15 protein-coding genes and 1 riboswitch are annotated in these 19,211 nt (G+C 66.3%); of the genes, 7 read left to right on the forward strand and 8 right to left on the reverse strand.

Annotated features, from left to right (window positions below; all coding sequences use genetic code 11):
- Positions 1-70: 70 nt before the first annotated feature.
- A complete protein-coding gene (locus tag N687_RS0108870) occupies positions 71-472 on the forward strand; it encodes a globin (RefSeq protein ID WP_029421518.1) in 402 nt (133 codons plus the stop codon).
- A gap of 11 nt (positions 473-483) precedes the next feature.
- Complete coding sequence (locus N687_RS20905; RefSeq protein WP_035462118.1) at positions 484-951, forward strand: helix-turn-helix domain-containing protein; 468 nt, start codon at positions 484-486, stop codon at positions 949-951.
- A 75-nt stretch (positions 952-1,026) separates the two neighbouring features.
- On the opposite strand, the gene N687_RS22115 is transcribed toward N687_RS20905, so the two are convergent.
- Complete coding sequence (locus N687_RS22115) at positions 1,027-3,930, reverse strand: transglycosylase domain-containing protein (RefSeq protein ID WP_231493595.1); 2,904 nt, start codon at positions 3,928-3,930, stop codon at positions 1,027-1,029.
- A 554-nt stretch (positions 3,931-4,484) separates the two neighbouring features.
- Between N687_RS22115 and N687_RS23035 the strand changes: the two genes are divergently transcribed.
- Positions 4,485-5,390, forward strand: coding sequence for an alpha/beta fold hydrolase (locus tag N687_RS23035; RefSeq protein ID WP_197029245.1), 906 nt, complete (start codon positions 4,485-4,487; stop codon positions 5,388-5,390).
- A gap of 91 nt (positions 5,391-5,481) precedes the next feature.
- Here N687_RS23035 and N687_RS23845 read toward each other — a convergent pair whose 3' ends face one another.
- A complete protein-coding gene (locus tag N687_RS23845; RefSeq protein WP_156040092.1) occupies positions 5,482-5,994 on the reverse strand; it encodes a hypothetical protein in 513 nt (170 codons plus the stop codon).
- A 708-nt stretch (positions 5,995-6,702) separates the two neighbouring features.
- On the opposite strand from N687_RS23845, the gene N687_RS0108900 reads away from it, so the two are divergent.
- Together N687_RS0108900 and N687_RS0108905 are read left to right on the forward strand one after the other, a co-directional pair.
- Positions 6,703-7,227: an RNA polymerase sigma factor gene (locus tag N687_RS0108900; RefSeq protein ID WP_051663089.1), complete on the forward strand. Its 525-nt coding sequence runs from the start codon at positions 6,703-6,705 to the stop codon at positions 7,225-7,227.
- Positions 7,217-8,386 carry a hypothetical protein gene (locus N687_RS0108905; RefSeq protein WP_029421524.1) on the forward strand — a complete coding sequence of 390 codons (1,170 nt, stop codon included), beginning with the start codon at positions 7,217-7,219 and terminating at the stop codon, positions 8,384-8,386. The genes N687_RS0108900 and N687_RS0108905 overlap by 11 nt, the downstream gene beginning before the upstream one ends.
- Here the strand turns inward: N687_RS0108905 and N687_RS0108910 are convergent.
- A complete protein-coding gene (locus N687_RS0108910) occupies positions 8,304-9,746 on the reverse strand; it encodes an MFS transporter (RefSeq protein ID WP_051663090.1) in 1,443 nt (480 codons plus the stop codon). The two genes, N687_RS0108905 and N687_RS0108910, sit on opposite strands and share 83 nt — an antisense overlap.
- A gap of 709 nt (positions 9,747-10,455) precedes the next feature.
- On the opposite strand from N687_RS0108910, the gene ileS reads away from it, so the two are divergent.
- Together ileS and N687_RS23850 are read left to right on the forward strand one after the other, a co-directional pair.
- Positions 10,456-13,578, forward strand: a complete 3,123-nt coding sequence (gene ileS, locus N687_RS0108920) for an isoleucine--tRNA ligase (RefSeq protein WP_029421526.1) — start codon at positions 10,456-10,458, stop codon at positions 13,576-13,578.
- A gap of 163 nt (positions 13,579-13,741) precedes the next feature.
- Positions 13,742-13,912, forward strand: a complete 171-nt coding sequence (locus N687_RS23850; RefSeq protein ID WP_156040093.1) for a hypothetical protein — start codon at positions 13,742-13,744, stop codon at positions 13,910-13,912.
- Between the two features lie 63 nt (positions 13,913-13,975).
- Here N687_RS23850 and N687_RS0108930 read toward each other — a convergent pair whose 3' ends face one another.
- From N687_RS0108930 to ribD, 5 genes are all read right to left on the reverse strand, one after another.
- Positions 13,976-14,608: a hypothetical protein gene (locus N687_RS0108930; protein ID WP_029421527.1), complete on the reverse strand. Its 633-nt coding sequence runs from the start codon at positions 14,606-14,608 to the stop codon at positions 13,976-13,978.
- A 258-nt stretch (positions 14,609-14,866) separates the two neighbouring features.
- Positions 14,867-15,337 (reverse strand): 6,7-dimethyl-8-ribityllumazine synthase, encoded by a 471-nt coding sequence (ribE, locus tag N687_RS0108935; RefSeq protein ID WP_029421528.1) that lies wholly within the window; start codon positions 15,335-15,337, stop codon positions 14,867-14,869.
- 82 nt (positions 15,338-15,419) lie between these two features.
- Positions 15,420-16,616 carry a bifunctional 3,4-dihydroxy-2-butanone-4-phosphate synthase/GTP cyclohydrolase II gene (locus N687_RS0108940; RefSeq protein WP_029421529.1) on the reverse strand — a complete coding sequence of 399 codons (1,197 nt, stop codon included), beginning with the start codon at positions 16,614-16,616 and terminating at the stop codon, positions 15,420-15,422.
- A 120-nt stretch (positions 16,617-16,736) separates the two neighbouring features.
- A complete protein-coding gene (locus tag N687_RS20915) occupies positions 16,737-17,402 on the reverse strand; it encodes a riboflavin synthase (protein ID WP_331280159.1) in 666 nt (221 codons plus the stop codon).
- Complete coding sequence (gene ribD, locus N687_RS20920) at positions 17,291-18,583, reverse strand: bifunctional diaminohydroxyphosphoribosylaminopyrimidine deaminase/5-amino-6-(5-phosphoribosylamino)uracil reductase RibD (protein WP_331280133.1); 1,293 nt, start codon at positions 18,581-18,583, stop codon at positions 17,291-17,293. The genes N687_RS20915 and ribD overlap by 112 nt, the downstream gene beginning before the upstream one ends.
- A 233-nt stretch (positions 18,584-18,816) precedes the next feature.
- Positions 18,817-18,971, reverse strand: a riboswitch (FMN riboswitch).
- Between the last annotated feature and the right edge of the window lie 240 nt (positions 18,972-19,211).

The following is a 19,211-nucleotide window of genomic DNA, read 5'->3' on the forward strand; positions in this document are numbered from 1 at the left end:
AACCGCCGGCATCCGCTTGCGGATGTCCGTCTGAAAACCCGGTATAATGAGGGGTTGAGGAGGATTTGGTATGGCTGACGTTCGAACGCTGTACGACTGGGCGGGCGGGGATGAGACCATCCGCCGGCTGGTCGAGGTGTTTTACAGCAAGATCCCGCAGGACGAGGACCTGGCCCCCCTGTTCCCCGAGGACTTATCGGAGGTCCGCCACAAGCAGTATCTGTTTCTGACCCAATTTTTCGGCGGACCCCCTCTCTTTTCGCAAGTGTACGGCGCCCCGATGTTGCGCGCACGCCATCTCAAGGCGCCCATCACCCGACGGCACGCCCGCGCCTGGCTGCGCCGCATGGGTGAATCGCTGCAGGAAGTCGGCATTCAAGGCCCGCTGTACGATGTGATGATGGAGCGCCTGACGCGCACGGCCATGCACATGGTCAACACGGAGGAAGACGAGCAGCCGGCCGCTCCCTGAGGAGGGATGGTATGTCCACAGGATCGCGCATCGCGCAGCTGCGCCGGGCGCGCGGCCTGACCCAGGCGCAACTGGCGTCCGCCGCAGGCGTAAGCGCGAGCACTATCGCCATGTACGAAACCGGCCGGCGAACCCCGGATCCGGAGCAATTGGACAAGCTGGCCGCTGCCCTCGGCGTGCCGCCGGACCAGCTCAAGTCCGGCCCGGCTGGCTTTGAGGAGGCGGCGGAGGTGCCGGCGCCAGCCGCGCCAGTGGCTGCCGAGCCGGGTCGCAACTCGCCTTCGCAGGAAGGCCCCGCCGAACAGCCAGGCGCGGCGTATCCAGCGATCCCGCTCGATCGTTTCGAGGCGCGCCTGATCCTGTTTTTGCGATTGAACCCGCAGGCGCGCGCCTTCATGGAAGCCTATCTGGCGGCCGATGACCGGCGCCGCCAGCAGATCCACAAGACGTGGCGCCTCATCCACGAACTCCAACCCTGATCTCCGACACGACGGCAACGGGCGCCGAAGTACCCCTCGGCGCCCGTGCCATGTCCGTTCGGTCCCGATCCAGTATCACTCGGTACCGTTCCCCGTACCGCCGACCATTCCGCCGCTCGGTCCCGTGCCAGAATCTCCTGTCCCGGTCGATCCGCCGTTCCCAGCCCCGGCACCCGATCCGGCCGTACCGCCGGAGCCCGGCGTTCCCGAACCGGAGCCTGACCCGGGCGACCCGGAAGTGCCACCCTCGGCGGGCGGCACCATGCCACCGGTCTGCCCGGGCGGCGTAGTGCCCGAGCCCGTATCCGGCCCGTTGCCCAGGCCGCCCGTATCCCCGCCGGTGTTCCCGCCGTCGCCAGGCGACCCGCCCGCCGCCCCGGGTCCCGCACCGGCGGAGGTGTCGAGGGTCACCGTGATCGACACCGGCGATCCCACCGGCTGCTGCGTCATCAGGTCCAGCGCCTGCACGGTGTAGGTGTACGACTCGCCGGGCTGGACGGCCGCGTCCTCGTAGAAGGGCTGCGTCGTCTGACCGATGACGTCCGGGCTGCCGGACGTGGCCGCGGTACCAGCCGCGTTCGATCCCCCGGCCCCCGCGCCATTCCCTCGGTCGCCGTGGCCTTTGCCGTTCCCCCTGCCGTTGCCGGGCCCCGCGTCGCCGCTCGGGACCGCAGGGCCGTTGTCCAGGCGGCTGATCTGGAACAGCACGCGGCCGGACAGGTCGGTCTTCCACGTGAGTTGCACGGCCTGGGCGACCGGGTCCCAGGTCGCGTTCAGGCCATACACAGCCTGAGTGCTCTGCGCCTGGGTGTCCGGTGTCTGCCCGAACTGCTGCGGCGTCATCCCCTGTGTGGCGAGCTGCACGATGTCGCCGAAGATCTTGGCCGCGTTGTACGACGGCGTGTGCGGAATATCGGTCAGGTGATGCTCCGGGCTCGGCACGTCGTAGCCGAGGTAGATGGAGCCCACCATCGTCGGCGTGTAGCCGTCAAACCAACCGGCGTTGATCCAGTTGGCGTGCGTCCCTGTCAAACTGGCGTCGTACTGCACGGTGCCGGTTTTGCCAGCCACTCCCCATCCGGGCACCTGTGCGGCGGTGCCCGTGCCGTACTGGACCACGCTCTGCAACAGGTCCGTCATCACTGCCGCCGTATGCGCCGACATCACCCGCTTGGCCGCCGGCTGGAAGGTGTATAGGGTGTCCCCTGCAGCGTTGACCACCTTGTCGATCAGGTGCGCCTGCGGCTCGATGCCCTGGTTGGCGAAGGCGCTGTACGCCTGCGCCATGATGAACGGCGACACGCCCTTCTCCAGGCCGCCGAGGGCGATGTTCAGGTGCTGCCGGTCCGCCGAGGTGATGGGAATCCCCGCGTTCGCCGCGAAGTCTGCGCCGGTCTGAATGCCGATCTGCTGCAGCGTCCACACCGCGGCCACGTTCTGCGACGTCGCCAGCGCGTAGCGCAGCGTGACCTGGGCGGGGGCGTTCGGATCGTCGTTGCGCGGCGCGTACCCCCCGCCGAAGTCGTGCGGCTGGTTGTTGAGCACGCTGTCCGGGCCGAACTTGCCGCTCTCAATCGCCGGCCCGTACACCACCAGTGGCTTGATGGACGACCCGGGCGACCGGTACGCCTGCAGGGCCCGGTCCATCCCGAGCGGCACGAATCCTTGCTTCCTCGATCCCGCTGCCCCGAGCACCCCTCCGGTCTTCGGATCGATGAAGATGGCGGCGCCCTGCGCCACGGTGCCGCTGGTCGGCCCTGGGAAGTCGCCGTTGTAGTTGGTGCTCCAGAAGACCGTGTCGATGGCCTTCTGCACCCGCGGATCGACGGTGGTGTACACCTTCAGGCCGCCCTGCAGCAGCTCCTCCTGCGGAATGCCGGCCTGTTCCGCATAGTGGAACAGAAAATTGGTAAAGAGCGGGTGGTTGTCCCACGCGTCGTCCGGCACGTTGTGAAAGGCCACGCCCATGTCCCGGATGGACTGGGCCTTGGCGGCCTTGGCCTGGGCCTCGGTGATGTACCCGTACTTGACCATGTTGTCGAGAACCTGGTTGCGCCGCTTGATGGCGGCGTCCGGATGCTGAATCGGATCGTACGCGCTCGGCGCCTGCAGCAGGCCAGCCAACAGAGCCGCTTGGCTGAGGCTGAGATGTTGCTGCTGGCGCAGATCGACGCCGAAGTAGCGGTACGCGGCCTGTCCTACGCCGACGGCGTTTTCGCCGAAGAAGGCGCGGTTGAGGTACATCGCCAGGATCTCCTGCTTGGTGAAGTGGCGGTTGATCTGCACCCCGAGCACGATCTGGCTGAACTTGCGCGACAGCGTCTTCTTGTCGTTCAGGTACACGATCTTCGCCAGCTGCTCCTGGATGGTGCTGGCGCCCTGGGCATAGCTCTGCGTCCAGAGATCGATGAACGCGGCGCGCAGGATACCCTTGAAGTCGATGCTCGACGAATCCCAGAAGTTGTGGTCCTCCGTCGCCACGACGGCGTTGACCAGGTCTTTCGGCAGTTGGTTGTACGTGACGTCGTATGCGCCCTGGCCGGCGATGGTCATGTACTGCTGGCCGTTTTTGTCGTACACGACCGTCGGCTCGTGGTGTTCGGTCAGCTTGCTGGCGTCAAACGGATACAGCTCCACCAAGGCGAAGAAGCCGACGGTGAAGGCGACGACGGCGGCGACGAGCCACGCGAAGAGGCGCGCGATAACGCGTCCGGCGCCCCCCGGCGGGCGGCCGCCTGGTGGCCGCCCGCCCGGGGTCCTGCCACGCGGAGTCCTGCCGCCCGACGGACGGCTGGAAGCGCGGCCCGTGCGGCCAACTTGGCGGCCAGGGCTGGGACTGGTGCCGTAGCGCCCGGAGATCGCCGAGCGTCCGAAGATCCCTGAGCGTCCGGAGATGCGTGAGTGCCCGGAGATCCCCGAGCGCCCGGAGATGCCGCGGTAGGAACGGCCGTCTTGGCCGAAGGATTGTCGATTCGTCACAAACGCCAAGGCCATCCCCTCTTCCCGTCTGCCGGTTGCTCCTGCCGGGACGCGACGACATCCCAGCCGGTCACCGGCACATTCGTTGTGGTTGGGCCATACACGCGTCGAGCTGGGGTCGACCCAGCCTATTTACAATACTACGCGTCTCTTGCAGGGAGTGGTAGGGCCGTTCGGCGACAGTTTGCCGACAATTCGCCGGGCAGGGGAGGCGCAGGCCGTGACGGCGCGGCGTGCAGGCGTAGGCTGGAGGGGGAGGAGGGGAAGCACACCCCTTCGTTGCCCGCAGCGTGGACATGGGTTGTATATGCGATTCTTGGTATCCTGCCCAATCGTATTTTGACCCATCGCGGCAGAATAACAGCATATAGACTTTGTGGGTAACGACAGACATTGTAAACTGGATCGAGGATCGATGGAGAGGACCACCGGAAAGCGGAATGCCGGGATAAGGAATGTGATTATTTCTTTGATTATTTCAGTTCTTTATACCATTCTGTTCCCGGCCCATGACTTTCAAGCGGTGGTTCGGCCATACTGGAGGAGTGAACCGCGTGCGTACAGATGAGACGCTTTCAGTTGTACAGGGTACATTTCGCACGGCGGATGGAACACACATCCATTTCGAAACCCACGGCTCCGGTCCTCCTCTTTACATTTGCCATGGGGGACCAAATGCAACCTTTTCGTATCTGAGCGAATCCCTCAAGCCTCTGGCGCACCACTTCACGCTCGTGTACCACGATTATCGAGGCAGCGGGCGTTCAGGGCGGGCCGGTCCAGAAACATACCGGTTCGAGCAATTGGCTGCCGACTTGGATGACCTGCGCGCTTTCCTCGGTCACAACCGCATCGCAATTCTGGCTCACTCGCTGGGCGGTTTTGTGGCCCAGCGTTACGCGTTGCAGAGCGGACGACACCTTGACGCGCTCATTCTGGTGGCAACAACACCTTGTGGATCGATGAAGCGCCTGCTGGTGCCGACGTTGCGGGTTCTTGGCCCATCGAGGACCGCCCGTTTGATCGCCTCGAGCACCGGATATGTGGTGCGTTGGGCCTGGCGCCCTGAAACTGCGGAACGGCGCCGCGCCCGCTACCGAGTTTGGAGTCTGTTACAGGAGGGACGTCCAGACCGTATGAAATGGGTTCGCGCTGCCGAACGCGCGGCCGCGATGGACAACGAAAACGCGCGGTACTTGGAGGCCGAGGCCTATCATACCGATCTCACGCATCAACTACGAGACATCCGCTGTCCTGTACTGGTACTCGCTGGATCGCTCGATGCGGTATTTTGCGCCGCTCAGGTGCTGTACCAAAGATACTGCCCGAGCGCGAGAACAGTTACGTTTGCCGATGTAGGCCATCATCCGGCCATCGAGGACCCGGAAGCCTTCTTGAAGACCGTGACGGAGTTCCTTCGGGGTCAATACCCACCTGACGATGTGGGACGGACCTATTGAGACGGGTGGGAGGAACGACGGGGCGGGCAGCCGGGCGGGCCAGGCTAGGAGTTGGCAGGATGCCCGGCTTTTATCTATGGCCGACAGGGGGTCAGCGGATCGACCGCACCATGCGGCTCCGATTCGTCCTCCTGGCGGGCCGGCGCTGTCTCGATCGCCGTCCTGCGTGGGAGGCATTGGGGTGTGTCGTCCCGTCCTGGAGCACCTCGTCGATCCGCTTCCGCCAGCGCATCAACTCCTCTCGCAGTTGTGCGTCGTCCGCCCCACGGATCGCCCGCTCCAGGCGAGGCCACAGGAAACGCGAGAGTTCGCCCAGCACCCTGCGCTCCACGCCCCCCACCCGCTGCAGAATGTCGTCGATGGCGTCGCGGGCCGACGTCACCAGACGGTCTTGTAAGGCCGACGACGGTGACGGGGATGGGGCCGATTGAGGGAATGGGTTGGCCTGAGGCGATGGGTCAGGTGACGGAGTCGCCTGCGGAGAAGGATTGACCTGAGGCTGGGTGGCCTGCGGAAAGGGCACAGAAGGAGAAGCCGAGGCCGCAGGCGAAGGGGCGGGAGACGGGATCGCAGCGATGGGTGTGTTCGTGTGCGTGCGATTCACGGGACAGACCTCCTTACGTGCAAGGTGTGCGCAGGTTGCCCCAGTCTATGCGGGCCTGGACGTATGACGGTACGGCGCCCGCCTCCGAGGCGCGGTCGGGGAGGACGAAGGCGGGTGGGGAGCCGAGGCGACGGTAGCCGGGGTGACGATGGCCGAGGCGACACCGCTTATCAAGGTTTTGTCCTTAACTCAGCGGTCACCGAGCCGGTTAGCATTCGTTTTTGAATTAACCTCTTATACTCAGACCGTCATTGTCACCGTTTTGTACTTAGTGCCGGCCGGGCGCGCCCAGCGAGGCTTGGTTAACGCAAATCGGTGTATTTATTGATCCCGCGGCCACCCCGATAACGCACTTTCTGCATGTAAACCTGACCGCGTCCGCCTCCATAACGCACGGTTTGCGTTTAGGACCCGGCCGGCGCCGCACGGTGTCCCGCCGCCCATGCCCGTATCGAGCCCCACTGCCTGCGCCGTATGATGCCCCGCCACCGACGCCCGAGCCCACAGCCGATGTCTGACCACCGTGCCCCCACCCACACCCGACTCACCCCATTTCTGCGTCCCGCTGCGATGCCGCCACCGTCTCGTACGTCTATTGAATTCGAGGGCCGCAAACGGCGCAGCCAAACCCAGTGGAGCCAGCGCGACCCAGCCCGCCACATCTCCCGGTCGATCCCGCCGGGCCCGCCGGAGGTGACGCGCATTCCGATGAACGATGCCGCCCCGCCCAACGAAGCGCTCCACGCGCTCTACCGGCAGTATGCGGACGATGTGTACCGGTACGCCCGGATGATGCTCGGCAACGCGCCCGATGCGTACGACGCGGTGCAGGAGGTCTTCTTGCGCGCGCTGCGGGCGTGGGGATCGTACCGGGGGGAAGCCTCCGCCCGAACATGGTTGATCCGGATCGCCAAGAACTACCTCGCAGACGTCCACCGCAAGCGCAGGGTGGAGAACAAATACATCTCTCGACGGGAGCTGCAGGACGTGGGCCGAGAGGATGGGACGGCGGATACCGTACTGGAAGTGGAGTGGGCATTGAGGCAACTGAGACCCGCGTACCGGCAGGTCGTGGTCCTCCGCTACATCGAGAACCTATCGGTGGAGGAGACAGCACAGGTGCTCGGGTGGTCGGCGAGCAAGGTGCGGACCACGGCGCATCGGGCGATGATGGAGCTGCGGAGGATGTGGGGCGAAGCGCCAGCGGGAGGTGTGCAACCCGGTGAAAGCTGAGGAAGACGTCTTGAACCTGCTGTCGGAGGCGTCCCGTCTCCGCATGGACCCGCAGAAGAGCCGCGAGATCTGGGCGGCCATCGAGCGGGAGATGGCCCATCCCCGCCTCTCCCGGCGTTCCTGGCGTTGGGAACGCCTGATCGGGCCGGGCACGGCGGCTGCCCTCATGGTGGGGGTCTGTGGCGGGACGCTGATCCTGCTGTTCCACCACCCGGTCATCGGCCAAAAGCAGGCCTTCTCGTCCGCTGAAAATGGCACAGCCATGTCGATCGCGGGGCCCAACGCCACGAAGGCGGCCTCAGCGGCGGGCATCGGCGCCACGGCGTCCGAGGAAAACGCCGCCGCTGCGCAGGACGAGAAGGTCCAGGCATCCAGCGGGATCCTTCCGGGAGACACCACACCCGACGCGATCACGCTGGACGACATCCGGCGGTACTACCAGGAGCAGCCCACCCTGTCCGGCCGGCCGGTGCAGGTGGTCAGCGTCCATCCCTATCCTGCCTATCATGCGATCATCGTGGAAACCCGGTGGGACCCAACCCTCTTCAGCGAATTCGATTGGTGGGACCTGCGCACGGGGCGGCACTTCCCCCTCGCGGGCCGGTCATACGAGGTCCAGCTGGAGCAGGTGGTGAGCCCGGAGAAAGTGGTGCTTCGGGCGACCGGCCGGTACAGCGAAACCCCCGGGATCGACTTCCCCTACGACGTGTACGCCGAGCGGCCGGATCCAGAGTCCGATTTCACCGTCACCCGGAAACCGGCCCGACTGCCCGTGAGCGAATCCGTCTCCTTCGGCGATGGGAAGGTCGAGGCCGCCGCCGAGGTTACGTCGACCTCCGATACCATCACCATCATCTTCCAACCGCTTCCCGGCCTGGAGGGACCCTTTATGGCGGGCGCCTATGGTGCTCCCAAGATGCGGACCGAGTATGCGGCGGATCGAAGGGAGATGACCATTCATTTCGCGTCGACCCAGGCCACCGTGGCGTCCGCCGTGCTGGCGAAGGTGCACAACGCGTACGTCGACGGCGTCTCCGCCCGGAAGAACGGGTCCGAGTGGGAATTGGTCCTGCACCTCACCGACAAGGCCCGGTTCTACACAGCGAGCGTCGAGCACCATTCGCAGGCGAGTGTGACGTTTGCGTTTTCGAGCGGATGAGCATCATCCTGTTAGGGCGGAGAGACGTTCTGCGGGACGTTGGCGCCCTCGGTGCCGGGACTGGTGGCCCGATCCCGCGGCGCCTCCGACGGAGCGGGTACAGAGCATTTGGCTCCGCGTGCGCCCTCCGCCCCGTCACCCGTCTGGGAGGCCCGGTAGTGCCGGAAGGCAGGGAGGGCGATCCCGACGGCCACCGCCCCCGCCACGCTGGACAGTCCGCGATGACGAGCGCCACCCCCACGGGGAACACCGTCCCCATCAGGCCAGCCCGGAGATTGCCGAGTTGCGGCCCGGCCGCCCCGACGAGGTAGTCGATCCCGCTCACGCGCCCCCGGTAGGCGTCTGGGGTGTTCACCTGGACGATGGTCGTGCGCAGCACCACCAGCATCGTGTCCGCCGCCCCGGCGACGAAGAGGCAGGCGAGGGCCAGCCACAGTACGCCGCTCGCGCCGAGCAGTGCGATGCAACCGCCCCACAGCGCGCCGACGACGAGGACGGCCAATCCCTCCCGCGACACCCGCCGCAGCGGCCCCGAGAAGATGGAGCCGGCCAGCCCACCGACGCCCGTGGCACCCATGAGCAGGCCGAGCGTCTGCGGGTTCCCGCCAAACCGCGCGGCATTCAGCGCCGGCAGCAGCGCCGTCGACACCCCCAGGACGGTGACGCTCAGGTCGGCGAAAAACGCCCCCATCAACACCGGCTGCCGAATGAGGAAGCGGAGGCCCTCGGCGGCCGAGCGCAGGGTCGGGCGGGACGGCCCGCCCTCCGGCGGCATCGCCGGTAGTCGCCCCACGCCGTACAGCGCCGCGGTGAAGCTGAAGGCATCCAGGGTGTAACACGCCTTCAAGCCCCAAACGGACGCGATCACGCCGGCCAACGCGGGCCCGGCCATCTCGGCAAAGCGCATCACTACCATGTTCAGCGTGTTGCCGGCCCGGATCTGGTCCTTCGGCAGCAGCCGCGGCAGGAAGGTGCGCCGAGCCGGCGCGTTGACGGCGGTGAGGAGAGACTGCAGGACGAGCAGCCCGTACAGCAACGCCGGGATGCGAAGAGCGGCGAACGCCTGCAGGGCGAACAGGATGGAGACGGCCATCTGCCCGCTGGTGGCGGACAGCACCAGGATCCTCCGATCCACCGCGTCCCCGATGCTGCCGCCCAAGAGCACGAACGCCATCGCCGGCAGTGCGCTGCACAACCCGGCCGCCCCCACCGCGAGGGAGCTGTGAGTGAGGTTGTACAACTGCAGCGTGACCGCGAACGTGGTCATGTAGCCGCCGAGCACGGACAGGCCCTGGCCGAGCCAAAGCCGCCGAAACGCGGGCGACGTGCGCAACGGCGTCGTATCCAGGAAGATGCTCATCCGTCTCACCAGTCCTCCCTGTAGTTCGACCCTGCGGCACGGACATGATTACGCGCAGGTGTGCCCGGGCTCCATGCAGATCCGCGCCCGAAACCGCGCCCGCTATTGAGGACGATGTCGATTTTTGCTAAACTCAATGGTACCATATTGCGCGTTCCACGCGCGGCCATAGCACGCCGAGGACGAGGACGAGTAGTCCCCGATCCCGCGTCCCAGAGAGCGGGGACACGGTGGAACCCCCGCACGCGGCCGGAGACGAACATCCCCTCTGAGGCATCCGCTGAAACCACGGCTCGTTTCTGCGCCCGACCGGGGATCGGGCGAGGTCTAGGCCCCCCGGTGCCCAGCGCGCGGCGCCCGGAATGTACCGCATCCAACACGTGGGAGTAAGGCGGATCGGGACCCGCCCGTTATCCGCGGGGCAGAACCCGGCCGATTCGCCGGCCGGCGAATGAACGGCCGACGGCCGGACGGCCATAACTCCGGTCCGGGCCACATGCGCCAGGGTTCTGGCAGATGGAGCGCCGCCGCACCGGCGTGCCGCCCGGCCTGCAGCGACGCGCGGCCGGCACGGTCACGATCCCCGTGGCAGTCGTGCGGACACGGCGCTAAGTAGGGTGGTACAGCGGGAAACCCTCCCGTCCCTTCGCGGGGCGGGTTTTTTATTTGCCACACATATTTGCCACATCGACGCACAGGAGGATGCACCATGCCACGCAAGGTCGACGCCAAGGAACCCGCCAAAGCCCGCGAGCTGCGGGTGCTGGAATTCTGGAAGCAGCACGACGTGTTCAAAGAGAGCGAACGCATCCGTGAAGGGGGGCCCGAGTGGGTCTTCTACGAAGGGCCGCCGACGGCCAACGGCCGCCCCCACCCCGGGCACGTGCTGACGCGCGTGATGAAGGACGTGTACCCGCGCTACCGGGTGATGAAAGGCTACCACGTGCAGCGCAAGGCCGGCTGGGACACGCACGGTCTGCCGGTGGAGATCGAGGTCGAGAAAAAGCACGGCATCAGCGGGAAGAAGCAGATTCAGGCGTTCGGGATCGAGCGGTTCATCCAGGAGTGCCGCAACAGCGTGTTCACCTACGAGGCCACCTGGCGCGAGATGTCCGAACGGCTCGGCTACTGGGTCGACATGGACCACCCGTACATGACCCTGACCGACGACTACATCGAGTCCGTCTGGCACCTGCTCAAGACCATTTACGAAAAGGGCCTGCTCTACCAGGGGCACCGCGTGAGCCCATACTGCCCGCACTGCGAGACCACCTTGTCGAGCCACGAGGTGGCCCAGGGCTACAAGGACGTCAAGGACCTGTCCGTGACCGCCAAGTTCCGGCTCAAGCAGGACGTCGATGGGGTGCCCACCTACGTGCTCGCCTGGACGACGACGCCGTGGACCCTGCCGAGCAACGTGGCCCTGGCCGTGCACCCTGACCTGGAGTACGTGCTCATCCACTCCGGCGAGCGCAACGAGAACTACTGGGTCACCGCCGGGCTGAAGGCAAACTTTTTGCGCGAGGGAGACCGAGTGATCGACACGAAAAAAGGGGTCGATCTCGCCGGCCTCCCGTACGAGCCGCTGTTCCCGTACGTCACGCAGGAGGGGCGCAAGCACATCATCGTCACCTCGACCCACGTGACCGACGAGTCGGGCACCGGCGTCGTCCACATGGCCCCTGCCCACGGCGAGGACGACTACCGCGTGTGTCAGGAGAACGACGTGGTGTTTGTGAACTTCGTCGATCTCTCCGGCTGCTTCACGGACGCGGTGACGGACTTCGCCGGCCGCTTCGTCAAAGACGAGGATCTTAACGTCGACATCGTCAAACACTTGGCGGCGCGCGGCCTGGTGTACGACAAGCACAAGCACGAGCACGCCTATCCGCACTGCTGGCGCTGCGACACGCCGCTGATCTATTACGCCATCGACAGCTGGTTCATCCGCACCACCGCGGTGAAACAGCAGCTCATCGACAACTCTAACGGCGTCAACTGGATGCCGGAACACATCCGCGCCGGGCGGATGGGAAACTTCCTCGAGAACGTGGTCGACTGGAACCTGTCGCGCAGCCGCTACTGGGGCACACCCCTGCCCATCTGGGTGTGCGATCACTGCGGCGAAACCCACTGCGTCGGCTCCAAAGCGGAACTGGAGCAGCTCGCCGGCCGGTTGCCGTCCGAGCTGCACAAGCCGTACATCGACGAGATCACCTGGACGTGCTCCTGTGGCGGCACCATGACGCGCGTGCCGGAAGTGATCGACGTATGGTTTGACTCCGGCAGCATGCCGTTCGCCCAGCTGCACTACCCGTTTGAGAACCAAGATGCCTTCCGCCGCCTGTACCCGGCCGACTACATCTGCGAGGCCATCGATCAGACGCGGGGTTGGTTCTACAGCCTCTTGGCCATCTCGACGCTCGTCACGGGCCAGGCGCCGTACAAGAACGTGCTGGTGCTGGGCCACGTGGTGGATGAGAACGGGAAGAAGATGTCGAAGTCAAAGGGCAACGTGATCGATCCGTTCGAAGCCTTCGACCTGCACGGCGCGGACGCACTCCGCTTTTACTTTCTTTCCAACACGCAGCCGTGGAACTCCCAGCGCTTCTACCACAAGGCGGTGGCAGAGGCGAAGGCGAAGTTTATCGACCTGTTGCAGAACGTGCACGCCTTCTACGCTCTGTACGCGGGGATCGACGGCTTCAACCCGAGCCGTCATCAAGTGCCGGTGGCGGATCGGCCGCTGATGGACCGCTGGATCCTGGCGCGGCTGCACGACACCATCCAGCGGGCGGATGCAGCGTACGAGCGGTACGACGCGACGTCGGCCGCACGGATGCTGCAGGACCTGGTGACGGACCTGTCGACCTGGTACGTGCGGCGCAACCGGGATCGCTTCTGGGCGTCGGGGATGGAAAAAGACAAGGTGGCGGCGTTCCTCACCCTGTACGAAGTCCTTGCGGACATCAGCAAGCTCATTGCCCCGCTGACGCCATTCATCGCGGAGGAGCTGTACCAGAACGTGGTGCGCGACGCCTACCCGGATGCACCGTTCAGCGTGCACCTGTGCGATTTCCCGGCGGCGGATGAGGCCTTGATCGACCGCGATCTCCTGGCGGAGATGGACGAGGTGCTGGCGGTGGTGGAGGCGGGCCGGTATCTGCGCAACGAGAGCAAGATCAAGACGCGCCAGCCGCTGTCGATCCTGTTCGTGCCGGCGTCCAAGCGGGCGGTGCTGGAGAAGTTCAAGGACGTCATCCTGGACGAGTTGAACATCAAGCAGATGGTGTTCGTGGAACTCGGCGAGATCGCCACGCCGGAGCTGTACCTGAACCTCAGGGAGGTCGGCCGCTCCTACGGCAAGCTGGTTCCAGTCCTGAACCAGGCGGCCAAACAGGCGACGCCGGAGCAGATTCGCCAGTTCCAGGAAACCGGCGAGGTCGTGCTGGAAGGCCAGGTCATCTCACGCGCGGAAGGGCACGCGGAGGTGCGCTACCACGCCAACTTCCCAGGCCTCGTCACGGTCACGCCGCGCGGCTTCGTCGGCCTGAACACGGAGTTGACGCCGGAGCTGGTGGAGGAAGGGTATGTGCGCGAGCTCATCTCGAAGATGCAGATGATGCGCAAGGAAGTGAACTACAACGTCACCGACCACGTCGTCTTCAGCGCCGTCGGCGACGCCGAGGTGCTCGACATCCTGCGCCGCAACGAGGACCACATCCGCAAGACGGTGCTGGTGCGGGAGTTCGTCTTCGCGCCGATGGAAGGCGACCTGACGAAGGAGTGGGACGTCAACGGCAAGCCGTTGACGCTAACGGTGAAAGGATGAGGCGCCGCACCTCAAGCGATGTGGCGCCGCACCTCAACCGGTGTGGCGCCCCCTCAACTGGCGTGGTGTTGCCCCAAACCGGTGGTTCAGCGCCCGGGCGGGCGGTATAATATGGACGTGTGAAACGAATCCGACGCTGTACCCCCGGGGAAGGAGACTCGCCATGGCAGGGAAGTTCATCGGCAACGCCATCGTTCTGATCATCGGATTCTTAATGGTCGTGTTGATCAAGCAGCCCGCGTGGCTGAAGTTCGTCGGCCTCGTCATCATGCTGCTGCCGCTCTTGACGAGCGCGCTTCAGTCGCTGCAAGAGGGCCGGTCCGATCATCGCTGACAGACATATGCCAAGGGCCGCGGCGTTGTTGCCGCGGCCCTTGCGCCGTACCGCCATGGGATCCTATGGCCCCTGTGTCGCGACGCCACCGTACACCCAGGGAAAGGCGCGCCACGCCGCGACCCACACCACAACACACGCGACTGCGAACACCGCCATCCGTACCAGGAAGCGGCGGCTCTTCCACGGTTTCTGCCTGCACACGTAGGGATAGATGAAGGCGTGATAGACGGGAAACATCAGGCTCCCCGCCACCATGCAGGCAAAGCGAAAGTACCACTCCGCAGGCGCGGTGGGTTCCATCCTGACATCATCCGTGACCGGTGCAAATGTCCAAAAAGCGAGGACGTACGGCATCAATGCCCCCGCCACTCGCCACGCGTACCAACGGATCGCCCGCCGTTCCGCAGACAAAAGCCTCCAAAACACCCACCATGCCAGTGCGTACGACACAGCAAGCGGCAACGCCAACCCCGCCAGCGCCACGACATCCCGCACCGTGGGATGAAGCGGATCGGCAACATCCCACAGCCCGTGCAGGACAAACAGACTGGCCACTGCAAAGCTCATGCTCAGCACCGGCAGGACGACGCACTGATACGCCACCGCACCCGACACGGCGAGCACCCAATCCAGGGTCTTTCGGAGCCCACCGCCATCTGCGATGGCCTGTGTCCACCATCTCCCAAACGCCACCGGGCCTTCGCTCCCCTCGGTTCATCCCTGCGTTGGGATCTTCTGCATGCCGGCGCCGGCTTCCTGCAGCCGTCCCATCCAGGCACCCGCGCCCCCCGGCTCGAAGGACGGCCATCCCTGGATGCGCGCCGCTCACCCGTTCAAACGCCTCGATCCCGCGGATCCACCGACCGACCGCCCCGGCATTTGACGGGCACGCCACACCGCCACACCGCCCTCACGCCGGTGCCCGGCCTCCCCGTCCTCCGAATCACCTCGTCAGCCCAGCTGCCGGGCCAGGTTCGCCATCTCAATGGCGCTGACCGCCGCTTCCCAGCCCTTGTTGCCCGCCTTGGTGCCGGCGCGCTCCACCGCCTGCTCGATGGTGTCGGTCGTCAGCACGCCGAAGATGGTGGGCGTACCGGAGTGCAGGGCCACGTGGGCCACGCCTTTGGCCACCTCGCTCGACACGTAGTCGAAGTGCGGCGTCGCGCCGCGGATGACGGCGCCCAAGGCGATCACGGCGTCATACCGGCCCGACTCCGCCATCTTGCGCGCTGCAAACGGAATCTCGAACGCCCCCGGCACCCAGGCCACCGTGACGTCCTCCTCCGCCGTGCCGTGCCGCTTCAACGCGTCCAAGGCCCCCGACAGCAGCTTCGACGTGATGAACTCGTTGAACCGGCTGACGACGATGCCGACCTTCAATCCTTGGCCAATCAGATGTCCTTCGAGGTACCGTACACTCATGTCCTCATCCTCCACTCACAGGTGCAACATAGGTCTCGCCACCGGCGGCCCCGTCGGTGGGGGCGCCTCACTCGCTCGGCCTTCACAGGTGCAGCAGGTGTCCCATCTTCACCTTTTTGGTCTGCAGGTAGTGCTCGTTGTACGGGTTGCGATCCACCTCCAGCGGCACCCGCTCGACCACCGTCAACCCGTGGCCCTCGATTCCTTTTACCTTGCGCGGGTTGTTGGTCAACAGGCGCATCTGGCGCACGCCGAGATCATACAGGATCTGCGCCCCGATGCCGTAGTCGCGCAGGTCGGCCGGAAACCCCAGCTTGTGGTTCGCCTCCACCGTGTCCGCGCCCTGGTCCTGCAGGGCATAGGCCTTGATCTTGTTCAACAGGCCAATGCCACGGCCCTCCTGGCGCAGGTACAGCAGCACCCCTTTGCCCGCCTCGCTGATCTGGCGCAGCGCCGCGTGCAGTTGCGGGCCGCAATCACACCGCAGCGATCCGAACGCGTCCCCCGTCAGGCACTCGGAGTGCACCCGCACCAGCGTCGGCGAGCCGTCGATGTCCCCCTTGACCAGCGCGATGTGCTCCTTGTCGTCGATCCGGTTGGAATAGATGACCGCCCGAAAATCCCCGTACACCGTGGGCAAGAACGCCTCCGCCTGCCGCTCCACCAGCTTCTCCGAGCGCTTGCGGTAGGCGATGAGGTCCGCGATGGAGATGAGCTTGAGCCCGTGCCGCTTCGCGATCTCGTGCAGCTGCGGCAGGCGGGCCATCGTCCCGTCCTCGTTCAGGATTTCGCAGATCACCCCGACCGGCGGCGCCCCGCACAACCGCGCGAGATCGACCGCCGCCTCCGTGTGGCCGGCCCGCCGCAGGACGCCGCCCGGCTTTGCCACGAGCGGAAACACGTGCCCTGGCTTGCGGAAATCCTCCGGTCGGCTGTCTTCGCGGACAATCGCCGCGATGGTCTGCGCCCGCTCGAAGGCCGAGATGCCGGTGTGGGTGGCCGCGTGATCGACCGAGACCGTGAAGGCCGTCCCGTACGAATCCTCGTTTCGCTCCACCATCGCCGAAAAACCGAGCCGCGCCGCCCGGTCTTCCGTCAGCGGCACGCACAGCAGTCCGCGCCCGTGCGTGATCATGAAGTTGACCACCGACGCGTCCGCGTGCACCCCGAGCGCCACGAAATCCCCCTCGTTCTCGCGGTCCTCGTCGTCCACCACAATCACGATGCGCCCCTGGCGCAGGTCCGCCAAGGCGTCCTCAATGCGATCCAACACGTTCATCGACCTCTTTTCCGTATCTCGCCGTCCGAACCCTGCGCGTCCTCATCCTTCGGTCGATCACGCGCCCACCCGTACCACGGGTCGATCACGCAAATCCGTTCGCCCGCAAGAGATCCAGGCTCAGGCCCCGCGGCCGCCCGCCCCCGCGCCCTGCCCTGGCCTCTCGAGGCCCGCGCCCCCGCGGTCCGCCTCCGCCAGGGCCCCGGCCGAGTGCCCCGCGGCCCCCAGACCCCGGCGCTCCAGCAGGGCCTCCACGTACTTGGCGAGCAGGTCCGCCTCCAGGTTGACCGCGCGGCCCACGTCCGCCTGCAACAGGGTCGTCCGCTCCCCTGTGTGCGGGATGATGGACACCCGGAAGGCACCGTCGGCCACGTCCATCACCGTCAGGCTCACCCCGTCGACGCAGATGGACCCTTTTTCCACCACGTACCGCATCACCTCGGGCGGTGCCGCGATGGTCAACACCGTCGCGATGCCCTCACGCGCCTTCGCCCGAACCACGCCGACCCCGTCCACATGGCCCGAGACCAAGTGGCCGCCCAAGCGATCCCCCAGCGCCAACGCCCGCTCCAGGTTGACCGCGTCGCCCGGCGCCAGCCGGCCCAGATTCGTCCGGCGCAAGGTCTCCGGCACCGCGTCCGCCGTGAACCCGTCCGCGGAGAACGCCACCACCGTCAGGCAGGCGCCGTTGACCGAGATGCTGTCGCCGAGGCGCACCCCTTCCAGAACCTTCCTGGCGCCGATGTGAATGTGCGCGCTGTGCTGCCGGTGCTCGATGCGGCGCACCCGGCCCACCTCTTCCACCAGTCCGGTGAACACCCGGATCGCCTCCTTCCTTCACGCGTAGCGCGGATAGCCGGTGATGACGATATCCTCCCCCGCCGCCGACACCTCCACGTCCGCCAGGGTGACGGCCTCCCCCATGCGCGCCGGCGCCAGCCCCCGACGGCGGGGATGCCGCCTCCGAGGATCTTCGGGGCCGCGAACCACACCACTTTGTCCACCAGCCGCCGGCCGAGCAGTCCGCCCGCCAGCGTGCCGCCTCCCTCGACCAGGACGCTGTCGATCCCGCGGGTGAACAGGTCCGCTAGGGCGGCGGCGGGATCGACCCGGCCCTCCGCGTCCGCAGCCACCACCACGACCTCCGCCCGCGCGGCCAGCGCCTCGCTCCGTTCACCCGCAGACGCGAGGCCTTCCCGCGTGGTGTAGACGATCGTGTTCCCTGGTTCGCGCAGCATCGCGGCGTCCGGGGGCAAGCGCAGGCGGGTGTCGAACACCACGCGCAGCGGCTGGCGCACCGCCTCGATGGGAACGCCAGCCGGCCGCACCGTCAGGCGCGGGTCGTCCGCCAGCGCGGTGCCGATGCCGACGGCGACGGCGCTGTACCGCCGCCGGAGCGCCTGTACCTGCTCGCGCGCGGCCGGACCTGTCACCCACTGGCTGTGGCCGGTCGTCGCCGCGATCCGCCCGTCGAGCGTCGACGCCAGCTTTAGGACGACGAACGGCCGCCGCAGGCGCGCCGCGTGCAGGAACACCTCGTTCTGCCGCCGGGCCGCGTCCGCCAGGACGCCGACCGTAACCTCGACGCCCGCCTCCCGGAGGCGCCGGACGCCGGCCCCCTGCACGCGCGGATCCGGGTCCTCGACGGCGACGACCACCCGGCGCACCCCGGCCGCAAGCAGCGCCTCTGTGCAGGGCGGCGTGCGGCCGTGGTGGTTGCAGGGTTCCAGCGTCACGTACACGGTGGCGCCGCGCGCCCGCTCCCCCGCCATCCGCAGGGCATGGACCTCGGCGTGCGGCCCGCCCGCCTTGAGATGCGCGCCCTGCCCGACCACCTCGCCGTCTTGGACGATCACCGCGCCGACCATGGGATTCGGGGAGGTCTGGCCGCGCCCCAGTTCGGCCACCTGGATGGCCAGTTTCATGTAGCGTTCGTCCTCTGTCACGCAGGCCTCCAAAAACAACATGCCCCTTCACATCCGTGAAGGGGCAGGGTCGTCCGAACCAAGCGCACTCCCGGAGACGGAAACCTCCAGAGCCGTCGGCATCCGCCGTGATGGCGAAACCATCCCGGACCCTGGAGCGGCGAACCCTGCAACCGTGCAGAAGACCCCGGTTGTTTCCGGAATGCCTTCCGCGGACGGCCTCCCGAAGGCCGCCACGCACGGTCCGCACGCCCGCCGCCGGGCGCACCTGACACGTCATCCTTCTCCCATCCGGACTGTACCGTCGGTACTGGACTCTCACCAGTTCCTGCCCAACCACTCGGTTGCGGCTCGTGGACTTCGCTCGCGCGTCACCACCGGTCGGGAATTGGCGCTGGTCACAGCGCCTCACCCTGCCCCGAAGGATGTTTGGTATGTGGATTGGCTATGGGATCATCATAGGGCATCTGTGGGCGGATGATCAAGGTTTTTCGCCAAGCGGCCGGCCGCCCCCGGAGGCGCCCGAAGGCGCCAGCGCGCGGCCGCCTGATTGCCGCTGAGCGCGGTGGCCCGCGGTCTTGCGCCAGTCCGGCAAGCTGCTCGTGTATGCGTTTGCATGGCGAATTTCGGGCATTGCAAGGTACACAGGCTTGCAGTACATTCGACGCGT

Origin of the sequence: Alicyclobacillus macrosporangiidus CPP55 (genome assembly GCF_000702485.1) — a bacterium.
GTDB classification, from domain to species: domain Bacteria; phylum Bacillota; class Bacilli; order Alicyclobacillales; family Alicyclobacillaceae; genus Alicyclobacillus_H; species Alicyclobacillus_H macrosporangiidus_B.

Bases quoted from the DNA above. Each gene is read 5' to 3' on its own strand.
- N687_RS0108870 (WP_029421518.1), top strand. From the start codon at position 71: ATGGCTGACGTTCGAACGCTGTACGACTGGGCGGGCGGGGATGAGACC.
- N687_RS20905 (WP_035462118.1), top strand. From the start codon at position 484: ATGTCCACAGGATCGCGCATCGCGCAGCTGCGCCGGGCGCGCGGCCTG.
- N687_RS0108900 (WP_051663089.1), top strand. From the start codon at position 6,703: ATGAACGATGCCGCCCCGCCCAACGAAGCGCTCCACGCGCTCTACCGG.
- N687_RS0108910 (WP_051663090.1), bottom strand. From the start codon at position 9,746: ATGAGCATCTTCCTGGATACGACGCCGTTGCGCACGTCGCCCGCGTTT.
- ileS (WP_029421526.1), top strand. From the start codon at position 10,456: ATGCCACGCAAGGTCGACGCCAAGGAACCCGCCAAAGCCCGCGAGCTG.
- N687_RS23850 (WP_156040093.1), top strand. From the start codon at position 13,742: ATGGCAGGGAAGTTCATCGGCAACGCCATCGTTCTGATCATCGGATTC.
- ribE (WP_029421528.1), bottom strand. From the start codon at position 15,337: ATGAGTGTACGGTACCTCGAAGGACATCTGATTGGCCAAGGATTGAAG.
- N687_RS0108940 (WP_029421529.1), bottom strand. From the start codon at position 16,616: ATGAACGTGTTGGATCGCATTGAGGACGCCTTGGCGGACCTGCGCCAG.
- ribD (WP_331280133.1), bottom strand. From the start codon at position 18,583: ATGTTGTTTTTGGAGGCCTGCGTGACAGAGGACGAACGCTACATGAAA.